Genomic DNA, 18,544 nt, shown 5'->3' with positions numbered 1-18,544 from the left:
TTCAGATGAAGTTTATCCATCGAAAGGACTTTTTAAGGCTGCTGGCTCTAGGATGGGCTGGTCTCATCACTTTGACATTCCGGGGGGAATCCTTGAGCTATCCGCAATACCCCAGTCCGCAGCAACAGTCCTACCAGCCTGCAGCCGGCGAGCCGCCGTTATGGGCGCCGCACTACGGCGCCAGCCTGCCCGTAGCGGTGCGCCGCTTCTTCAAGAAGTACGCCACGTTCTCGGGCCGCGCCAGCCGGAGCGAATACTGGTGGTGGGCGCTTGTCGCTTTCCTTGTCGGCGTGGTCCTCAACATCATCACCTCGGTGGCCGGAGCCCCCGGCGCTACGGTGGCCGCAAACGGCACGGCGCTGCCCGGGCCCGGTGCAATCGTGGGCAGCATCCTGATGATCGTGTGGGGCCTGGCGGTCATTGTTCCGTCCATCGCGCTGCTGGTCCGCCGGCTGCACGACGCCAACCTGAGCGGCTGGCTCGTTCTGGTGATCCTGGTGCCGATCCTTGGCGCCCTGGCTCTTCTGGTGATGGCCATCCTGCCGTCGAACCCGGCGGGACAACGGTTCGATCAGCCCACCGGCTACTGACGCCGGCCTTGCAAGAGGGAGCTCGCCTGAGGCGGGCTCCCTCTCGTTTGCCGGCGTTGCGGGAAGCTTGATTCCGCCCATGCCGGGCACTAGGTTATCGATTACCGGTAATAACGGTAGTCGATAATTCTGGGGGAAAAATGAAACTGGTCAGGCCTGCGGCGACAGATGCCAGGTGGAAGATGATTGTGTCCGGGACTGACGCGCTGCTGGTCATGATTTCTGTGGCCGTTGCCGCGGTCATCACCACAACATGGACGGTAGTGAGCATTCTGGGATCCTTTACCGTAGCGGCCACTGTCACTCTTCCCGTTACGACCGATAACCGGGTAGCGGATGGCTTGTCCCTGGGGGCAACCGGGCATGCTACTGCCCTCGAGGTAACCTTCCCCGTGCTTCCCTCCGGCCCGGCAGGGCTGCTGGCGTGGGCGGGGGCGTTAAACCAGGTGGTTGTCTTGGTAATTCTGGCCATCGTGTTCCTGCTGGCGTACCGGCTGCGCAGCCAGGTCCTGTTTACCCCGCGTTCGGGCTGGATCATTGGTTCCGGCGGTTTTGTCCTCGTCGTCGTCGGGGCCATTGCCCAGTTCCTCGATGGGTTGGGCAGGAGCTTGCTTGCGGACCTGGCCGGAGCCAATGGGCGGATTCCGGGGGAGTCTGCCCATTTCTCGATGGAGTTCAGCGCGGTCCCGTTTTTGCTGGGCACCGCCATGCTGCTTGTGGGCGGCGTGTTCCAGTTCGGCGGCCGGCTGCAGAAGGACACCGAGGGCCTGGTCTGATGCCGGCAGAGGAATTCTCGAACATCCACTGCCGGCTCGATGAACTGCTGGCGGACCGCGGAATGACCCTGACTGAGCTGAGTAAGCGGGTTGGCGTCAACCTGGTGAATTTGTCCGTCCTGAAGAATGACCGGGCTAAAGCCATCCGGTTCTCAACCCTCACGGCCATCTGTGAGGTGCTCGACTGTAACGTAGGTGATCTGTTGACCACCGCGCATCCGCGCCCGTGATTGCCTGCTCAGCTGCCATCCATCAGGAGCTTGATGGGAGGGGTGGTGATCGGCCCCGGGCAAGGCGGAGTGCCGCCGACCCTTGTCCAGATCAACGCGTTGTCCTGCTGAGCGAACACCCCACCGTCAGTCGTGAGCGCACGGACCGTGACGTGCTGGGGCGCGCCAAATGGGAATGTGAAAACCCACCTGGCTGTCTCCGCCCTACGCCCATACATTAAATTCGGAGGAGGGCTGCCCACTGCCGGTGCCGGGGACGCCCTTGGATCCAGCGACTCCGTTGTGATTGTCCTCCTGGGAACGGGTTGGCCTGCCGTCGGTTCCGGTTGCGAGCAACCTTGTTCGTTGCACAGCTGGACCTCATTGACTGCCCCGGCGTTCCCTTCCAGGTGAACTTCAACCGTGCTGATGTAGCCGATCGCCGGACATGCCGTGCTGCAGCCCGTTGTCGCGGAGCACAAGGCCAGCGCGATGATTCCCAGGATCCCCCACCCCTTCCTCATAACCTGAGTCTAGGGCTGCATGGGCAACTGGAGTGCCAGCACATGGTCTCCATCGACCGCAGCCCTCTGTTCGGTTGGCTGTCACATGGTGCTGGTATGGTCCGGGCCATGGATGAACTTCTGGCAGCCCAGTCTGCGACCGCCAACGACTACTCGGACCGACGGGGCTTTGATGCGGACTTCTTAGGCGTGACGGTGCCAATGCCGGGGTTGAAAAATGTGGAGTCGGTCCTGCTGCCATACACACACTTCTCCGTGCTGATGCGCCCGGACAAACGCCTTGCCGCCGTTACAGGACTCGGGATCGATGGAAGCAAGCTCAGGGACCTCGGCAGGTCCGGAATCACTTGGCGCATGGATCCCAGGTTGAGTGAGGACCAGCAAACGGGGGAGAGAGTGTATGCCCGGAACGATATTGACCGCGGGCACCTGGTTCGTCGCGCGTCCGCGGTGTGGGGGGATACCCTGGCTGAGGCTGCCCGGGCGAACCAGGACACATTCCACTACACCAATGCGGCACCCCAGGCAGCCAAATTCAACCAGGGGCTGGAGCTGTGGCTGGGCATGGAATCCTATCTTTTGGACCACGCGGCTGACCACCGCCGGCGACTGGTGGTGTTTACGGGACCGATCTTCAGCGACATCGATCCGGTCTACCGGGGCGTTGAGATTCCCCTGCGCTTCTTCAAGGTCGCCGTATTCGTCCACCAGGGGAATCCCGCAGCCACCGGGTACGTTGTGGACCAGTCTCCCGAGCTTGCGGGCCTGCCGGACGTGCCGCGGCCTGGAGCTGGAGCAACTCGTGGAAGCGGACCGTATGCCGATCGCCGCCAGCCTCGGCGAGGTCCGCGTCGGTTCCACCTGGCGCCTGCTGACATCGCCGGAGGACCTTGACCTGGATTTCGACCTGCTGGGCGCAGGTGTGCCCTAAGCCTGGTTGTTCTTCCGGCGCCGCTCGTCGGCCTGCCCGATCCCGTCGCGATGCCGGTCCCGGTTGGTGAGGTCCGCGATAAACTCCGGGGATGGCGCGGTGGGATGGCGGGCGGTTGTCGGAGCAACAGGCCAGGCTCGCAGAAGGATGGCTCGGCGCCCCGGCGCTTATTGCCGACATGTCCTGGAGGCAACTCTTAACAACTGTGCTTCACGTCAAGGCGTCCGGCACCACCGTGATTATCAAACCTGCCGGGCCGGGAAACCATCACATCGGCAGGGAGATCACGGCTCACGGCTCCTACACGCGTCCGCTCCTCACCCGGGGCCGGGTGGGTGAAATGCTGCACGCAAGCCGAAGCTCCAACCTCTTGGTGCTCCAGTACCTCGAAGGGGAACTTGTCGAGGGTACGGAGGATGAACTGTCCCCAGGCATCCATGCCCAAGCAGGTGAATTGCTGAGGCTGATTCACAGCCAGGAGACCCGGGTTGACGAGCACTATGAGGCGCGGGCAACAGCGAAGGCGGCGGGCTGGCTGGAGCACAAGCATCGGATCGCTCCAGCAGTGGAACAGCAGGCCCGTGAACATCTGCGGAAGTATCAGCCGATGCCCATTCGCGTTGTTCCCACCCACGGAGACTGGCAGCCGCGGAACTGGATCAGCAACAAGGGCAGGCTTCGGGCAATAGACTTCGGCCGCTTCGATTTTCGACCCGCAGCTACGGACTTTTGCCGGTTGGCGGTGCAGCAGTGGCAGAAAATGCCGGCGCTCGAGGAGGAGTTCCTGAACGGGTATGGTGACGATCCCCGTTCCGCCCACGTATGGCGAATCGACCTGCTGCGGGAAGCGATTGGTACATCCGTGTGGGCACACCTTGTAGGGGATGAGGCATTCGAGGCACAAGGTCACGAAATGCTCGGCCAGGCACTGCAGCGATTTTAGTTCGGGTAGCCCGCAGCCGGGGACGCGCACTGTGAGCAACGTCTCAATGGAAGTTGCCGGCAAAACACAGAAAAGCCCCGGAAAATCACTGATTTTCCGGGGCTTCCGTTTGTGCGCGGAGGGGGACTTGAACCCCCACCCCCTTTCGAGGACTAGCACCTCAAGCTAGCGCGTCTGCCATTCCGCCACCCGCGCAGGTGGTAATTCGGGGAACCGTTCACACCTTTCAGTGTTTCGCGCCTCTCCGAAGCAGCGAGAAAAACTCTAACACGACTTTCCGGGAACAACGAATCGGGCCAAGTGGGTAGGCTGAGGGCAGCGAATTCGCGCATACCAACCAGTCATTCCCTAACGAGGAGCTCCCAATGCCTGACGTCCTGCCCGAGGATGAAGTTGTCCGGATCTGCCAGGAACTCATCCGGATCGATACCTCGAACTACGGCGACGGCTCCGGGCCGGGGGAGCGGGCTGCTGCGGAATACGCTGCCGGACTGATTGAGGAAGTCGGCATGGAGGCGGAAATCTTCGAATCCGCCCCCGGCCGGGCGAATGTTGTGACCCGGATGGCCGGCGAGGATCCTTCCGCCAGTGCCCTGGTGGTGCACGGCCACCTGGACGTCGTGCCCGCCCTCCGGGACCAGTGGTCGGTGGACCCCTTCGGCGCTGAACTCAAGGACGGCCTCATCTGGGGCCGCGGCGCCGTCGACATGAAGGACATGGACGCCATGATCCTCTCCGTCCTGCGGAGCTTCGCCCGCTCGGGCAGGAAGCCCAAGCGGGACATCATCTTCGCTTTCTTCGCTGACGAGGAAGCCGGCGGCGCCTACGGAGCCCGCTACGCCGTCGACAAGCGCCCCGAACTGTTCGAAGGCGCCACCGAAGCCATCTCGGAGGTGGGAGGCTTCTCGGCCACCATCGGCGGCCAGCGCACGTATCTGCTGCAAACCGCCGAAAAGGGGATCTCCTGGCTCCGCCTCGTGGCCCACGGCCGGGCGGGCCACGGTTCCCAGATCAGCACGGACAACGCCGTCACCCGCCTCGCGGCCGCGGTGACCCGCATCGGCGAATACAAGTGGCCCATCGAACTGACGCCCACCACCCGGCAGTTCCTGGACGGCGTGACGGAACTCACGGGCGTTGAGTTCGACGCCGACAATCCGGACCGCCTGCTGGACCAGCTGGGCACGGTGTCGCGTTTCGTCGGCGCCACCCTGCAGAACACCACCAACCCCACGCTGCTCAAGGGCGGCTACAAGCACAATGTCATCCCCGAATCGGCCGAGGCCCTCATCGACTGCCGCACTCTTCCCGGGCAGCAGGAACATGTCCTCGAGATCGTGAGGGAACTCGCCGGCACCGGCGTGGACGTCAGCTACGTCCACCAGGACGTCTCCCTCGAGGTGCCGTTCGCCGGCAATCTGGTGGACTCCATGATCGACGCACTCCATTCCGAGGACCCGGGCGCCAAAGTCCTGCCCTACACCCTCTCCGGCGGGACGGACAACAAGTCACTCAGCCGGCTCGGAATCACCGGCTACGGATTCGCGCCGCTGATGCTGCCGGACGAACTGGACTTCACCGGAATGTTCCACGGCGTCGATGAGCGCGTCCCTGCCGACTCGCTCAAATTCGGCGCCAGGGTGCTGAACACCCTGCTTACCAACTACTGACAGGGGCGGGCATGACCCCCGAAGAGCTGCTCCCGGATTCCCTCCTGGAGCGGATCCGCGGCCGAGCTGCCGGCTACGACAGGGACAACACCTTCTTCCATGAGGACCTTCGGGAGTTGGCTGCCGCCGGCTACCTGAAGTTATTTGTTTCCACGTCCGACGGCGGCATGGGCTTTGGGCTCGAAGCGGCGGCGCAGTGCCAGCGGAGGCTGGCAACGGCTGCCCCGGCCACCGCCCTCGCCGTCAACGTGCACCTGGTGTGGACCGGCGTCGCGCAGGTTCTCGGCGCCCGCGGGGACCAGTCCCTGGACTTCGTCCTGAAGGAAGCGGCCAACGGGGAGATCTTCGCCTTCGGCAACTCCGAAGCGGGCAACGACTCTGTGCTCTTCGACTCCCGTACCACCGCAACGCCCTCACCCGACGGCGGGTACTCCTTCACCGGCACCAAAATCTTCACAAGCCTGTCTCCGGCCTGGACCCGTCTCGGGATCTTCGGGAAGGATTCCGAGGCCAGGGACGGTGACGGGGAACTGGTTCACGGGTTCATCACCCGGGACACGGCCGGTTACCGCATCCTCGATGACTGGGACACCCTGGGCATGCGCGCCAGCCAGTCCTCCACAACGGTCCTCGAAGGCGTTCGGGTCCCGGCGGAGCGGATCTTCCGCAAGCTCCCCGTCGGACCAAACCCTGATCCCCTGATTTTCGCCATCTTCGCCTGCTTCGAAACACTCCTCGCCGCCGTCTATACCGGCCTGGGGGAGCGCGCCCTCGCCGTAGGCGTCGAAACCGTCAAGCGCCGCACCTCGTTCAAGAACGGCGGACGCAGCTACGCGCAGGACCCGGACATCCGCTGGAAGGTTGCCGAGGCTGCCATGGCCATGGACAACCTTTACCCGCAGCTCAAAACCGTCGCGTCCGACGTCGACGCACTGGCGGACCACGGCCCGCAGTGGTTCCCCAAACTCGTAGGACTGAAAGTCAACGCCACCGAAACGGCGCGGCGGGTGGTGGACCTGGCCATCCGGGTCAGCGGCGGATCGAGCTACTTCCGGGGATCCGAACTGGAACGGCTCTACCGGGACGTCCTCGCAGGCATGTTCCACCCGTCCGACGACGAATCGGCCCACAACACCGTGGCGAACGCCTGGCTGGGTCCACTCGAGCCTTAGTCGGTCTGCTGGACCGCGATCCCTTAGACGGTCCGCTGGACAGGCAACCACTAGACGGTCCGCTGGACAGGCAACCACTAGACGGTCCGCTGGACCTGCATCACGCGTCGGCGGAGCCAGAAACGCCGTCCGCCGCCCACATACAGCTTGCTGCGCTCCAGCTCCCACTTGCCGTACTCGGAGTGTTCCACCAGCCGGCGCCGCGCCTCGTGCAGTGAATCGTCAGGGCTTACCGTCAGTACGAGGTACTCGTACTGCCTCAAATAATCCCGTTCCCGCTGGACCGAGCTGGTGAGAAATTGTTCCTTCATTGCTCTCCATTTTCGTCCTTTTCCGGCTAACGTGAAGTCATGAGCATCGATCCGCGTGTCGCGCTTCAGTCCCTGACCACCGCTTTGGAAGAACACCTTATAGCAGCATCCAACCGCCGCGGAGATGGTGACCCCTCCGTGGAGGCAGCGTTTTTTGCCGTCGCAGACGCGTTCGAAGTGTACGAGGACGCGCTCTATGAGGCCTACAACGAGGTGACGCCGCTTCAGGTCTTTGATGACGAGGATGAAGAGGACGAAGAAAGCGGAGTGGACGACGACGAGGACCTGGAAATCGTCCAGGAATAGGACCGCGAATCTATTGCGGTGCTGACACATCCTCCAGCGCCCGGGCAATCTCGGGCGGCAACGGCGTCAGCTGGGCTTCGAGTATCTCCTTCAGCTGCACCGGCGTCCGCGGACCCACAATCACGGTGGCTACCCCGTGCTGGGACAGCAGCCAGCTGAGCGAGACGTCCTGCGGGGTCCGGCCGAGCCCTTTCGCTGCCATGCAGACTGCTTCGACCGTCCGCGAAGGCTTCTCGTCAAGGTAGGGCGACACGTAGGCTGACCCGGACGCGGATGCCCCACGGGACCCCGCCGGGATGCTGCCGCGGTACTTTCCGGTGAGCACCCCGCGGCCCAACGGCCCCCACGCCATCAGGCCCAGGCCGGCATCCTCCACCGCCGGGATCAGCTCGGCTTCCGGCTTGCGCTGCAGAAATGAGTATTCGGCCTGCGCCGCCACCAGCGGGAACCCGGCGATCGCCGCTGCCTTGGCCGTTTGCCAGCCGTTGAAGTTGGACACGCCGGCGTATCGGGCCCGTCCCGTCCGGACGGCGAATTCCAGGGCGGACAAAGTTTCCTCCAGCGGAACATTGCCGTCCCAGGCCTGCGCGAACCAGATGTCCACGTAGTCCGTCCCGAGCCTGGCAAGGCTCGCATCCAGGCCGGTGAGCATCGCGTTACGCGAGGTGTCGACGGCGCGCCGGCCATCCGGCGTCGTCATTCCCGCCTTGGTGGAGATGGTCACCTCTGTCCGCGCCACCACGTCTCCCAACAGGGAACCCAACATCGCCTCGGCACGCCCGTCCGAGTATGAGGCAGCGGTGTCCACGTGCCGGCCGCCCGCGGTGAGGAAGGTGCGCAGCAGTTCCGATGCGTCCTGTTCATCGGTTTCGCCGGCCCAGTCCATGGTCCCAAGTGAGAGGGATGAAACTCGCAATCCACTGTTGCCGACGTAACGCTGCTGCATAGCAGCAAGCTTACGGGCAGAACCCCTGCTGCCCATGACGTAGGGTCTTAGCGTGAACTGGTTTGAGGCGGCCCTGCTGGGCCTAGTGCAGGGACTGACCGAATTTCTTCCGATTTCATCAAGTGCGCATCTGCGGATCGTGGGGCAATTCCTGCCCAACGCCGCCGACCCGGGCGCCGCTTTTACCGCCATCACCCAACTGGGCACCGAGACTGCCGTGCTGATCTATTTCTGGCGGGACATCGTCCGGATCGTCAAGGCCTGGGCCGGTTCACTCAGCGGAAAAGTGCCGCGCCAGGATCCTGACGCCCGGATGGGCTGGCTGGTCATCATGGGAAGCCTGCCGATCATCGTCCTGGGACTGCTGTTCCAGGACCAGATCGAGTCCGTCCTCCGCAGCATGTGGATCGTGGCCACCATGCTGATCGTCTTCGGCCTGTTCCTCGCCGTCGCCGATGCCGTCGGCAAGCAGAAACGCGACCTCAACATGCTGACGTACAAGCACGGCATCCTGTACGGCTTCGCCCAGGCCATGGCCCTGATTCCCGGCGTCTCCCGCTCCGGCGGGACCATAACAGCCGGCCTCCTCATGGGCTACACCCGCGAGGCTGCGGCACGCTACTCCTTCCTGCTCGCCATCCCGGCGGTGTTCGGCAGCGGGCTGTTCCAGCTGTACAAGGTGGTGTCCAAGGACGGCATCACCGGCCCCTACGGCCTGGCGGAAACCGCACTGGCCACCGCCATCGCGCTGGTGGTGGGCTACGTCATCATCGGCTGGTTCCTGAAGTTCGTGTCCACCCGCAGCTACCGGCTGTTCGTCTGGTACCGGATCTTCCTGGGCCTCGCGCTGTACCTGCTTCTCGGTTTCGGTGTCATCAGCGCCTAGCACTAGGCTTGGTCTGTGAAATCCTGGACTTCCCGCCCCGTTCCTGCCCTGCCCGGAAACATGCCTGCCATCCGGTTGTTCGACACCGCGGCAGGCCGCGAGGTGGAGCTGGAGGCCGAAACGGCGCCCTCCATGTACGTCTGCGGGATCACCCCGTACGACGCAACACACATGGGCCATGCGGCCAGCTATGTGGCGTTTGACCTCCTGAACAGGGCGTGGCGGGACGCCGGCCAGGACGTCTCCTACGTCCAGAACGTGACAGACGTGGACGACCCGCTCCTGGAACGCGCTTCCGCCACCGGCGTCGACTGGCAGGACCTGGCTGCCAGCCAGATTGAGCTCTTCCACACGGACATGGAGGCGCTGAATGTCCTTTCCCCGGACCGTTACGTGGGTGCCGTTGAATCCATCGGGCTGATCGTTCCCGAGGTGGAACGCCTGGTCAGCCTCGGGTTGGCTTACAAGGTGCAGGGCAGCAACGGTGATCCGGACGGGGATGTCTATTACGACGTCGAGGCCGCAGGCAAGCAGTCCGTCTCTCCGGAAGCGTGGACCCTGGGCAGCATTTCCGGGCTGGGCGAAAGTGACATGCTGGAGCTTTTCGCAGAACGCGGCGGCGACCCCGGGCGGGCCGGAAAGCGCCAGGCGCTGGATCCGCTGCTGTGGCGGGTGGAGCGCGAAGGCGAGCCGAGCTGGCCCGGCGGAAGCCTGGGGCCCGGCAGGCCCGGCTGGCACATCGAATGTACCGTCATCGCGCAGAAGTACCTGCCCTCGCCGTTCACCGTCCAGGGCGGCGGCTCCGACCTGATCTTCCCGCACCACGAGATGGGCGCCGGGCACGCGTTTTCACTGGCAGGGGTGCCGCTTGCCAGGCACTACGCCCACGCGGGCATGGTGGGGCTGGACGGCGAAAAGATGAGCAAGTCCAAGGGCAACCTGGTGCTCGTCTCCAAGCTGCGGGCGGCAGGGGAGGATCCCGCCGCTATCCGGCTTGCCATCCTTACCCACCATTACCGCTCCGACTGGTCCTGGACGGATGAAGGTTTCGCGGCCGCCAAGGCTGACCTCACGGCATGGCGGCGGGCACTTGACCACACCCCTGCAGGCTCCGCCGGGCCGCTGATCGCAGAGATGCGGGCGGCGCTTGCCGCGGACCTCGACGCCCCCGGGGCTGTTGCGGCTGTCTCCGGCTGGGCCCGGCAGGCGAACGACGGCGGCGCTGCCGCCAACGCCGCGGACCAGGCCTTGGTCAGGGACGCGGTGGACGCGCTCCTGGGCATCCGCCTCTGACCTTTCCGTTCCCGGCCTTACGCGCCGGGAACGGGTGCGGCCCAGCCCGGCTCAGGGCCTGTCCTGGCCCCGCCGCTTCAGATAGCGTTCAAACTCACGCGCAATGGACTCGCCCGTGGCTTCCGGCAGGTCGGCGGTGTCCTTGGCTTCCTCCAGTTGCCGGACATAGGCCGCGATCTCCGGGTCCTCGGTGGCCAGCTCGTCCACGCCGCGCTCCCAGGCGTCCGCTTCCTCCGCCAGCTCGTGGGTGTCCAGCGGGACCTGCAACAGCTCCTCTATCCGGTGCAGCAGGGCCAGCTGGGCCTTGGGTGACGGCGCCTGCGCCACATAGTGCGGAACGGCGGCCCACAGCGAGACCGTAGGGAGCCCCGCCAGCAGGGCAACTTCGGACAGGACACCCACGATGCCCACCGGGCCTTCATACTGCGAAGCTTCCAGGTTCATGCGCTCCCGCAGCGGGGCGTCATCGGACGACGTGCTCACCGGAATCGGCCTGCTGTGCGGAACATCAGCGAGCAGCGCCCCCACCAGTACCACGTAATCCACGTTCAAGGCTTCCGCGTGCACCAACAACTCGGCGGTGTAGGCGCGCCATTTATAGGATGGCTCGGTGCCCTGGACAAAGATCACGTCCACGTTGGAGTCCGGCGCGCTGGCCTTGTAAATCCTCGTGGAGGGCCACTTGATTTTCCGTTCGCCGGCGGCATTCCTACGGACAGTGGGCCGGGTGAACTGAAAGTCGTAGTACTCGTCGGCGTCTATGGACGCTACCTTCTTGCCGCCCCACAGCTTGTTCAGGTACCGCAGCGAATCGCTCGCCGCCTCGCCGGCGTCGTTCCAGCCTTCAAAGGCGGCAAGCATCACAGTTACCCGCTGTCCGTCAGCCACTGGCTGCAGGAACCGTTCCCGCTCGGGTCCGGCACCCGGTTCGGTGGTGTCTCCCTCGAAGCTATTCATTTCTTCACCCTACGTCCAAGGACGTTCCCAGTGCATGGAATGAAGCGCCGCAAAATGCGCGGAAGCCGGGGCCGGCAGCAGGAATTGGGCCCGGATTCGCCAAGGGCGTAGCCCGCAGGAGGCGTCCAGCATGTCCCCGTAGACTTGGGAGCATGCAACCGCCAGCTTCCAGTACCCCGCTCAAAGCCGTCCTCTGGGATATGGACGGCACCATCGTGGACACCGAGCCCTACTGGATCGCCGCCGAACGTGCGCTGGTGGAAGCCCACGGAGGAACGTGGTCCCATGAGCAGGCCATGCAGCTGGTGGGCCAGTCCCTGACCTTTTCCGCGGGGCTCCTCCAGCAGGCAGGCGTCGGCCTGGAGATACGCCAGATCATCGACACCCTCACAGCAGCGGTCATTAACAGCGTCCAGCAGCAGGTGCCGTGGCGGCCGGGTGCCCGTGAACTGCTGGAAGATCTTCATCTCGCCGGGGTGCGCTGCGCCCTGGTCACCATGTCCGAGGGTCCGCTCGCGCGGCAGGTGGTTGCCAGCCTTCCCCGCCCGTACTTCGAAATCCTGGTCACCGGCGACACTGTCTCCCAGGGGAAACCGCACCCGGAGGCATACCTGGCAGCCGTGGAGCGGCTGCGGGAAACCGATCCGGACCTGGACATCGAGCACTGCGTGGCACTGGAAGACTCCGCGCCAGGCGTGGCAGCCGCCGTCGCCTCCGGCGTGGCCACCGTCGCAATACCCCACATTGTTCCGCTGCCCCATGATGGCCGCTACACCCTGTGGGATTCGCTGGCCGGCCGCACCGTGGCCGACCTTGAATCCTTGCTCGCGGACACCCCGGCGTCCGGTTCACAGCAGGCAGAAGCCGCTTCCGCCGTCGGGACTTCACGTGACTGAAACCCGCGCTCCGGCCCGCCGCGAAGGCATTCCCCTCGGCAGGATCGCCGGGGTTCCGGTGGTGCTCGCCTATTCGTGGTTCATCATTGCCGCTTTCACCGTGCTTGTTTACGGACCGGTGCTTGACCGGAGCAACCCCGCCCTCGGCGCTACGGCGTACGTGGTGGCGTTCGCCTACGCGGTCCTGCTGCTGATTTCGGTCCTGGTCCACGAACTCGCCCATGCGCTGACCGCCAAGATCTACGGGTGGCCCACCCAAAAAATCGTGCTCAACCTCTGGGGCGGCCACACCCAGTTCGAAAGCTTCACCGCTTCACCGGGACGATCCGTCCTGGTGGCGCTGGCGGGTCCGGCAGCGAACTTTGTCCTGGCCGGAGGCGCCTGGCTTGCCCTCAGCACTGACAGCATGGGCAGCGTCGCCGAAATCCTCACGAACATCTTTATGTGGGCCAACTTCCTGATCGCGGTCTTCAACGTGCTTCCCGGCCTGCCGCTCGACGGCGGGCGGCTGGTTGAGTCGGCCGTGTGGAAGGCCACCGGGAGCCAGGCAAAGGGAACCGTCGCGGCCGGCTGGGGCGGCCGGATCATCGTTGTCGCAATATGCGCCTGGTTCATCGTCAGGCCACTCCTCGCCGGGGACGAGCCTGATTTCAGCCTGGTCATCATCACCGTCCTCGTCAGCGGATTCCTCTGGATGGGGGCCTCCGCGTCCATCCAGCAGGGAACGCTGCGCGGCCGGCTGCCCCTGATGACTGCGGCGGGGTTGGCGACGCCCGCCGTCGGACTTCCGTCCACTGCTTCAGTGCAGGAAGCCCTCCGCCACGGTGCAGCCGGAACCACCTCCCTCGTCGTCTACGGGCCTGATGGGCGGCCCCAGGGCGTGGTGGATCCCGCAGCGCTGGCCTCCGTGCCGCCCGCCGCAGCAGATTCCACTCCCGTCACGGCAGTCTCCTTTGCCCTGGCTCCGGGCGCCTATGTCCCCGAATGGTCGAAGGGACAGGAGCTGATCACCTTCCTGTCCCAGCTCGAGGGGCGCCACTACGCTGTGGTGGACCACAACGGCAGGGTGACCGGGCTGCTCTCCCAGGACGCGGTAGTTGCTGCCATCACCGGAAAGCGGCAGCGGACCGATAAGCGACCCCAGGGCCAGAACCGGTAGAGTTACGTGCCGGTGTGCATTGCCGCCGCAGAAGCCACAATGTCTGTACCAGGACATGCATGCGTTGGCACCCCAGGTTTACAGGAGCGAGGAACATCATGAGCAGCGAAACTGCCGTCAATGAAGCAACGGCAGCAGCCCAGGCCGGTGCTGCCCCCGGCAGCTCGCAGCCGGTGGGAGCTGCCCGGCGCCGGGGACCCTTCCGGGAGGGTGAGCGCGTCCAGCTGACCGACGAGCGCGGGCGCATGAACACCATCACCCTCGAGCGGGGCGGAGCCTTCCATACCCACCGCGGCTTCCTGAACCACGATGAAATCATCGGCAAGGTAGACGGGTCCGTGGTGGTCAATAACGTAGGCCAGCAATACCAGACCCTGCGCCCCCTGCTTTCAGACTTCGTCCTCTCCATGCCGCGCGGCGCCGCCGTCGTCTACCCCAAGGACGCCGGCCAGATCGTGACGATGGCTGACATCTTCCCGGGCGCACGCGTCGTGGAAGCCGGTGTCGGTTCCGGCGCCCTCTCCATCTCCCTGCTCCGCGCCGTCGGTGACCAGGGCTACCTGCACTCCTTTGAACGGCGCGAAGAGTTCGCGGACATCGCGCGCGGAAACGTGGAAACGATTTTCGGCGGCCCGCACCCGGCCTGGCAGATCTCCCTGGGCGATTTCCAGGAAGAGGTTGTCCGCAGCGAGGCACCCGGCTCGGTGGACCGCGTGGTCCTGGACATGCTGGCACCGTGGGAATGCCTCGACGCCGTAGCCACCGTCCTGGCGCCGGGCGGCGTCTGGATCAACTACGTCGCCACCGTCACCCAGCTCTCACGGACGGCGGAAGCCATCCGGGCCGACGGCCGGTTCACCGAACCCGACGCCTGGGAGTCCATGGTCCGCGGCTGGCACCTTGAAGGGCTCGCGGTCCGTCCGGACCACCGGATGGTGGCCCACACCGGATTCCTCCTTGTGACACGCAGGCTTGCTGACGGTGTCACCGGAATTTCGGTAAAGCGCCGCCCCTCGAAGACCGAATTCAACGAAGAGGACGTCAACGCCTGGACCCCGGGGGCCGTGGGGGAGCGGCTTGTGTCCGACAAGAAGCTGCGGCGCGCCGCACGCGACGCCATCGCCGGCACCAACGTCAAGGACGCGCCGGAGATCACGAACTAGTCCAGATTTCGGGAGTCTCCATCCCTACCTGCCATCTTGGGGCTAATGTCTTAATAGAAGCGCAGGAAGGGGCTGATACACATGGAGACTCCAAACCAGGACTCCGGACGTACACCGGCAGAGCACTCTGCCGCCAATGACCTCTCGGTTGCCGACCGCCAGGTCAACATCCTCCGGGACAAGCTCAGGCATATCGACCGCCAGTTGGCTGCGGCAACGCAGAACAACACCAAGCTGGTCAGCATGCTGGAGACCGCGAAAGCCGAGATTCTCAGGCTCAAGAACGCGTTGGACCAGGAAGGACAGCCGCCGTACAGCTTCGGCACCATCCTCCAGCTGAACCCCAAACGGCCGCCCTCTCCGGGCAGTAGCGGGCAGGCGGCCACGGAGGAATCCGTGGACATCTTTAACGCGGGCCGGAAGATGCGCGTGGGCATCAGCCCGCTGGTCAACATCAACCAGCTGGCCGTGGGCCAGGAAGTCCTGCTCAATGAGGCCCTGCTCATCGTGGCCGGGCTCGGCTACGAGCGGGCCGGCGAGCTGGCCACGCTGAAGGAGATGCTCGGCGCCGACCGCGCACTGGTTGTTGGACGGGCCGACGAAGAGCGCGTGGTCCGGCTCTCCGGAGCCCTCCTCACCGAAAAGCTTCGCGTAGGGGACGCCCTCTCCATCGATTCGCGGACGGGCTATGCGCTGGAAAAGGTGCCCCGCTCCGAGGTGGAGAACCTGGTCCTGGAAGAAGTCCCGGACATCACCTACGAGGACATCGGAGGCCTGGGGCCGCAGATCGAGCAGATCCGCGACGCCGTCGAATTGCCGTTCCTCCATCCTGACCTTTACCGGGAACACGGTCTCAAGGCGCCCAAGGGCATCCTGTTGTACGGCCCTCCCGGCTGCGGCAAGACCCTCATCGCTAAGGCCGTGGCCAACTCGCTCGCCGCCCGCGCCGCCGAACGCTCCGGCAACGTGGACCTCAAGAGCTATTTCCTGAACATCAAGGGCCCCGAACTCCTCGACAAGTATGTGGGTGAGACCGAGCGCCACATCCGGCTGATCTTCTCCCGTGCCAGGGAAAAGGCATCCGACGGCAGCCCCGTGGTGGTGTTCTTCGACGAAATGGATTCGCTGTTCCGCACCCGTGGCACCGGCATCTCCTCCGACGTCGAGACAACCATCGTGCCCCAGCTGCTCAGCGAGATTGACGGCGTGGAGCGCCTCGACAATGTAATCGTGATCGGTGCCTCCAACCGCGAGGACATGATCGACCCCGCGATCCTCCGCCCCGGCCGGCTGGACGTCAAAGTCAAGATCCACCGTCCGGATGCCGAAGCGGCAGCGGACATCTTCAACAAATACATCACTCCGGACCTTCCGTTCCACGAGTCCGACCTCGCAGAGCACGACGGCGATGTCCAGGCCACCGTGGACGCCATGGTCCAGCGAACCGTGGAAGCGATGTATTCCACGGACAAGTCGAACGAGTTCCTGGAAGTCACCTACGCCAACGGTGACACCGAGATGCTGTACTTCAAGGATTTCAACTCCGGCGCCGTGGTCCAGAACGTGGTGGACCGGGCCAAGAAGTACGCCATCAAGGACCTCCTGACCACGCAGCAGAAGGGGCTCCGGATCGAGCACCTGCTGCGGGCCGTGGTGGATGAGTTCCGCGAACACGAAGACATGCCCAACACCACCAATCCCGATGACTGGGCCCGTATCTCCGGCAAAAAGGGCGAACGGATCACCTACATCCGTACCATCGTCCAGGGCAAGGCCGGCCAGGAACCCGGCAAGTCCATCGAAACCATGCCCACCACGGGACAGTATCTATGACCGCTGCACCGGAGCCCGCCGCCGGGGGATCACTCCCGGCCGGCGGGGCCATGCGGGTGATGGGCGCCGAAACCGAGTACGGCATCCACGCCCCCTCCGCCCCCTCGGCCAACGCGACCATGATGAGTGCCCGGGTGGTCCAGGCCTATGCCCAGGTCACCAGGCAGCGCGCCGCGGGAGGAGCTGAAACCCGCTGGGACTACACGGATGAAGAGCCGCTGCACGACGCCCGGGGATGGACGGTGGACCGGGGCTCGGCACATCCCAGCCAGCTGACAGACCAGCCGCCGGTACTGGACGCGGAAGCCGTTGCCCTGGCGTACGGCCGGGAGGAACTCGAGCTCGACGGGCAGGACGAGTCCGGCACACTCCTGATGAACATGGTCCTCGGCAACGGGGCGCGGCTGTATGTGGACCATGCCCATCCCGAGTACTCCAGCCCGGAAGTCACCAACCCGCGTGATGCCGTCATCTGGGACGCCGCCGGAGATCTTGTGGGCCTGGCAGCGGTACGGCGGCTGGCGTCGGACCCCGACCTTCCGCCCGTCAACCTCTACAAAAACAACACGGACAACAAGTCGGTGTCCTACGGCTCCCACGAGAACTACCTCATGCCGCGCTCGGTCCCGTTCGGCGACATTGTGCGCGGCCTGACGCCGTTCTTCGTGACCCGCCAGATCATCTGCGGCGCGGGACGGCTGGGGATCGGACAGGACAGCTCGGTGCCCGGGTACCAGATCAGCCAGCGGGCAGACTTTTTCGAAGCCGAAGTGGGGCTGGAAACAACCATCCGCCGGCCCATCATCAATACCAGGGACGAGCCGCACGCCACCGCGGACAAGTACCGGCGCCTGCACGTCATCATCGGTGACGCCAACCTCAGCCAGGTGTCCAACTACCTGAAGTTTGGGACCACGGCCATGGTCCTCAGCCTCATCGAGGCGGGGCTGGCGCCGAAGGTCGAGGTGTACGAACCTGTCCAGGCGCTGCAGGCGGTCAGTCACGACACATCCCTGACGGCCACACTGCGGCTGCTCGACGGCCGGCGGGTAACGGCCCTTGACCTGCAATGGATGTACCACGAGGCCGCAGCCAAGCTCGCACAGGACACCGGAGTGGGCGACGCCGTGGACGGCGACGGACACACGCACGATGTCCTGGACCGGTGGGCAACCGTCCTTACCCAGCTGGACAGCGACAGGGCCGCGGCGTCCAGTTCGGTGGAATGGCTCGCCAAGCTCTCCCTCCTGGACGGGTACCGCCAGCGGGACGGCCTGGAATGGAACGACGCCAGGCTGGGCCTCGTTGACCTGCAGTGGGCTGACATCCGGCCGGAAAAAGGCCTGTACTACCGCTTCCTGGCCCGGAACCGGATGCAAAGGATCGTCGACGACGCCGCCGTCGCTGCCGCCGTCGGGGAACCGCCGCCGGACACCCGCGCGTTCTTCCGCGGCAAGTGCATCAGCAGCTTCGGCAAGGATGTGGTGGGCGCGAGCTGGGACTCGGTCATCTTCGACGTACCCGGCTACGGGCGCCTGCAGCGCGTCCCCACACGGGAGCCGCTGCGCGGAACCAAAGCACTGACGGGAGCGTTGTTCCAGCGCTACCGGGAAGCGGGTCCGTTCCTCGCGGAACTCCTGGGACACAACAACGCTCCGCCTGCGGCGTAAACCGCGCCGGACGGCCGCTGCCGTGGCAGGATGGGCATATCGGAGGATCCGCCGGATCCGATGACTGATTAAAGGGAGGGATAACAATGGCAGGTCAGGAGCAGCAGCAGCCGCAATCACGCGACAGCCAGGTCGACGAGGACATTCCTGAGGCGCCGCCCGCACCACCGGAAGCCCAGGCTTCGGCATCAACCGAAGGCGTGGACGATCTCCTTGATGAGATCGACGGCGTCCTGGAATCCAACGCCGAAGAGTTCGTCCGGGCCTTCGTCCAAAAAGGCGGCCAGTAACCCGGACCGGAGGGTGGCG

Annotated in this window: 19 protein-coding genes and 1 tRNA gene; 16 read left to right on the top strand and 4 right to left on the bottom strand. The window is 64.9% G+C overall.

Annotated features, from left to right (window positions below; all coding sequences use genetic code 11):
• Nucleotides 1-92 precede the first annotated feature (92 nt).
• The 5 genes from AC5RWA_RS19700 to AC5RWA_RS19680 all read left to right on the top strand — a co-directional run bounded on the left by AC5RWA_RS19700 (nt 93) and on the right by AC5RWA_RS19680 (nt 3,973).
• Nucleotides 93-590 carry a DUF805 domain-containing protein gene (locus AC5RWA_RS19700; protein ID WP_181884706.1) on the top strand — a complete coding sequence of 166 codons (498 nt, stop codon included), beginning with the start codon at nt 93-95 and terminating at the stop codon, nt 588-590.
• Nucleotides 591-772: 182 nt separating this feature from the next.
• Nucleotides 773-1,366, top strand: a complete 594-nt coding sequence (locus AC5RWA_RS19695) for a hypothetical protein (RefSeq protein WP_494058777.1) — start codon at nt 773-775, stop codon at nt 1,364-1,366.
• The gene (locus AC5RWA_RS19690) at nt 1,366-1,596 is read left to right on the top strand and encodes a helix-turn-helix domain-containing protein (RefSeq protein ID WP_494058742.1); all 231 of its coding nucleotides are present in this window, start codon (nt 1,366-1,368) and stop codon (nt 1,594-1,596) included. Before AC5RWA_RS19695 ends, AC5RWA_RS19690 begins: the two co-directional genes overlap by 1 nt.
• A 611-nt stretch (nt 1,597-2,207) precedes the next feature.
• Nucleotides 2,208-2,993, top strand: coding sequence for a DNA/RNA non-specific endonuclease (locus AC5RWA_RS19685; protein ID WP_494058741.1), 786 nt, complete (start codon nt 2,208-2,210; stop codon nt 2,991-2,993).
• 128 nt (nt 2,994-3,121) lie between these two features.
• A complete protein-coding gene (locus tag AC5RWA_RS19680) occupies nt 3,122-3,973 on the top strand; it encodes a phosphotransferase family protein (protein WP_494058740.1) in 852 nt (283 codons plus the stop codon).
• A 112-nt stretch (nt 3,974-4,085) separates the two neighbouring features.
• On the opposite strand, the gene AC5RWA_RS19675 is transcribed toward AC5RWA_RS19680, so the two are convergent.
• Nucleotides 4,086-4,168, bottom strand: a tRNA-Leu gene (locus tag AC5RWA_RS19675).
• Between the two features lie 170 nt (nt 4,169-4,338).
• Between AC5RWA_RS19675 and AC5RWA_RS19670 the strand changes: the two genes are divergently transcribed.
• Nucleotides 4,339-5,643, top strand: a complete 1,305-nt coding sequence (locus AC5RWA_RS19670; protein WP_079596120.1) for a M20/M25/M40 family metallo-hydrolase — start codon at nt 4,339-4,341, stop codon at nt 5,641-5,643.
• An 11-nt stretch (nt 5,644-5,654) separates the two neighbouring features.
• Nucleotides 5,655-6,815: an acyl-CoA dehydrogenase family protein gene (locus AC5RWA_RS19665; RefSeq protein WP_494058739.1), complete on the top strand. Its 1,161-nt coding sequence runs from the start codon at nt 5,655-5,657 to the stop codon at nt 6,813-6,815.
• Nucleotides 6,816-6,892: 77 nt separating this feature from the next.
• On the opposite strand, the gene AC5RWA_RS19660 is transcribed toward AC5RWA_RS19665, so the two are convergent.
• Complete coding sequence (locus tag AC5RWA_RS19660) at nt 6,893-7,126, bottom strand: DUF5703 family protein (protein ID WP_013600973.1); 234 nt, start codon at nt 7,124-7,126, stop codon at nt 6,893-6,895.
• A gap of 39 nt (nt 7,127-7,165) precedes the next feature.
• Here AC5RWA_RS19660 and AC5RWA_RS19655 point away from each other — a divergent pair, with 39 nt between their 5' ends.
• Nucleotides 7,166-7,432 (top strand): hypothetical protein, encoded by a 267-nt coding sequence (locus AC5RWA_RS19655; protein ID WP_079596122.1) that lies wholly within the window; start codon nt 7,166-7,168, stop codon nt 7,430-7,432.
• 10 nt (nt 7,433-7,442) lie between these two features.
• Here the strand turns inward: AC5RWA_RS19655 and AC5RWA_RS19650 are convergent, their stop codons facing one another.
• Nucleotides 7,443-8,378 (bottom strand): aldo/keto reductase, encoded by a 936-nt coding sequence (locus AC5RWA_RS19650; RefSeq protein ID WP_494058738.1) that lies wholly within the window; start codon nt 8,376-8,378, stop codon nt 7,443-7,445.
• 52 nt (nt 8,379-8,430) lie between these two features.
• Here AC5RWA_RS19650 and AC5RWA_RS19645 point away from each other — a divergent pair, with 52 nt between their 5' ends.
• Together AC5RWA_RS19645 and mshC are read left to right on the top strand one after the other, a co-directional pair.
• On the top strand, nt 8,431-9,264 hold the full coding sequence (locus AC5RWA_RS19645; RefSeq protein ID WP_079596124.1) for an undecaprenyl-diphosphate phosphatase: 834 nt from the start codon (nt 8,431-8,433) through the stop codon (nt 9,262-9,264).
• A 15-nt stretch (nt 9,265-9,279) separates the two neighbouring features.
• Nucleotides 9,280-10,557 (top strand): cysteine--1-D-myo-inosityl 2-amino-2-deoxy-alpha-D-glucopyranoside ligase, encoded by a 1,278-nt coding sequence (gene mshC, locus AC5RWA_RS19640; protein ID WP_115523478.1) that lies wholly within the window; start codon nt 9,280-9,282, stop codon nt 10,555-10,557.
• A gap of 51 nt (nt 10,558-10,608) precedes the next feature.
• Here mshC and AC5RWA_RS19635 read toward each other — a convergent pair whose 3' ends face one another.
• Nucleotides 10,609-11,514, bottom strand: a complete 906-nt coding sequence (locus AC5RWA_RS19635) for a PAC2 family protein (RefSeq protein ID WP_079596126.1) — start codon at nt 11,512-11,514, stop codon at nt 10,609-10,611.
• A gap of 152 nt (nt 11,515-11,666) precedes the next feature.
• On the opposite strand from AC5RWA_RS19635, the gene AC5RWA_RS19630 reads away from it, so the two are divergent.
• The 6 genes from AC5RWA_RS19630 to AC5RWA_RS19605 all read left to right on the top strand — a co-directional run bounded on the left by AC5RWA_RS19630 (nt 11,667) and on the right by AC5RWA_RS19605 (nt 18,525).
• The gene (locus AC5RWA_RS19630; RefSeq protein WP_115523479.1) at nt 11,667-12,410 is read left to right on the top strand and encodes an HAD family hydrolase; all 744 of its coding nucleotides are present in this window, start codon (nt 11,667-11,669) and stop codon (nt 12,408-12,410) included.
• Nucleotides 12,403-13,569: a site-2 protease family protein gene (locus AC5RWA_RS19625; protein ID WP_494058737.1), complete on the top strand. Its 1,167-nt coding sequence runs from the start codon at nt 12,403-12,405 to the stop codon at nt 13,567-13,569. The genes AC5RWA_RS19630 and AC5RWA_RS19625 overlap by 8 nt, the downstream gene beginning before the upstream one ends.
• A gap of 98 nt (nt 13,570-13,667) precedes the next feature.
• The gene (locus AC5RWA_RS19620; RefSeq protein WP_079596129.1) at nt 13,668-14,732 is read left to right on the top strand and encodes a tRNA (adenine-N1)-methyltransferase; all 1,065 of its coding nucleotides are present in this window, start codon (nt 13,668-13,670) and stop codon (nt 14,730-14,732) included.
• Between the two features lie 81 nt (nt 14,733-14,813).
• Nucleotides 14,814-16,565, top strand: a complete 1,752-nt coding sequence (arc, locus tag AC5RWA_RS19615; RefSeq protein ID WP_079596130.1) for a proteasome ATPase — start codon at nt 14,814-14,816, stop codon at nt 16,563-16,565.
• Entirely contained in the window at nt 16,562-18,235 is a 1,674-nt protein-coding gene (dop, locus tag AC5RWA_RS19610; RefSeq protein WP_494058736.1) for a depupylase/deamidase Dop, read from the top strand. Before arc ends, dop begins: the two co-directional genes overlap by 4 nt.
• An 86-nt stretch (nt 18,236-18,321) precedes the next feature.
• On the top strand, nt 18,322-18,525 hold the full coding sequence (locus tag AC5RWA_RS19605) for a ubiquitin-like protein Pup (protein ID WP_015937113.1): 204 nt from the start codon (nt 18,322-18,324) through the stop codon (nt 18,523-18,525).
• The last annotated feature ends 19 nt before the right edge of the window (nt 18,526-18,544 follow it).

The organism is Arthrobacter sp. 210 2 (assembly GCF_059093025.1).
The sequence above is the reverse complement of the archived record's forward strand: the minus strand, read 5'-3'. Positions and strand labels throughout refer to the sequence as shown.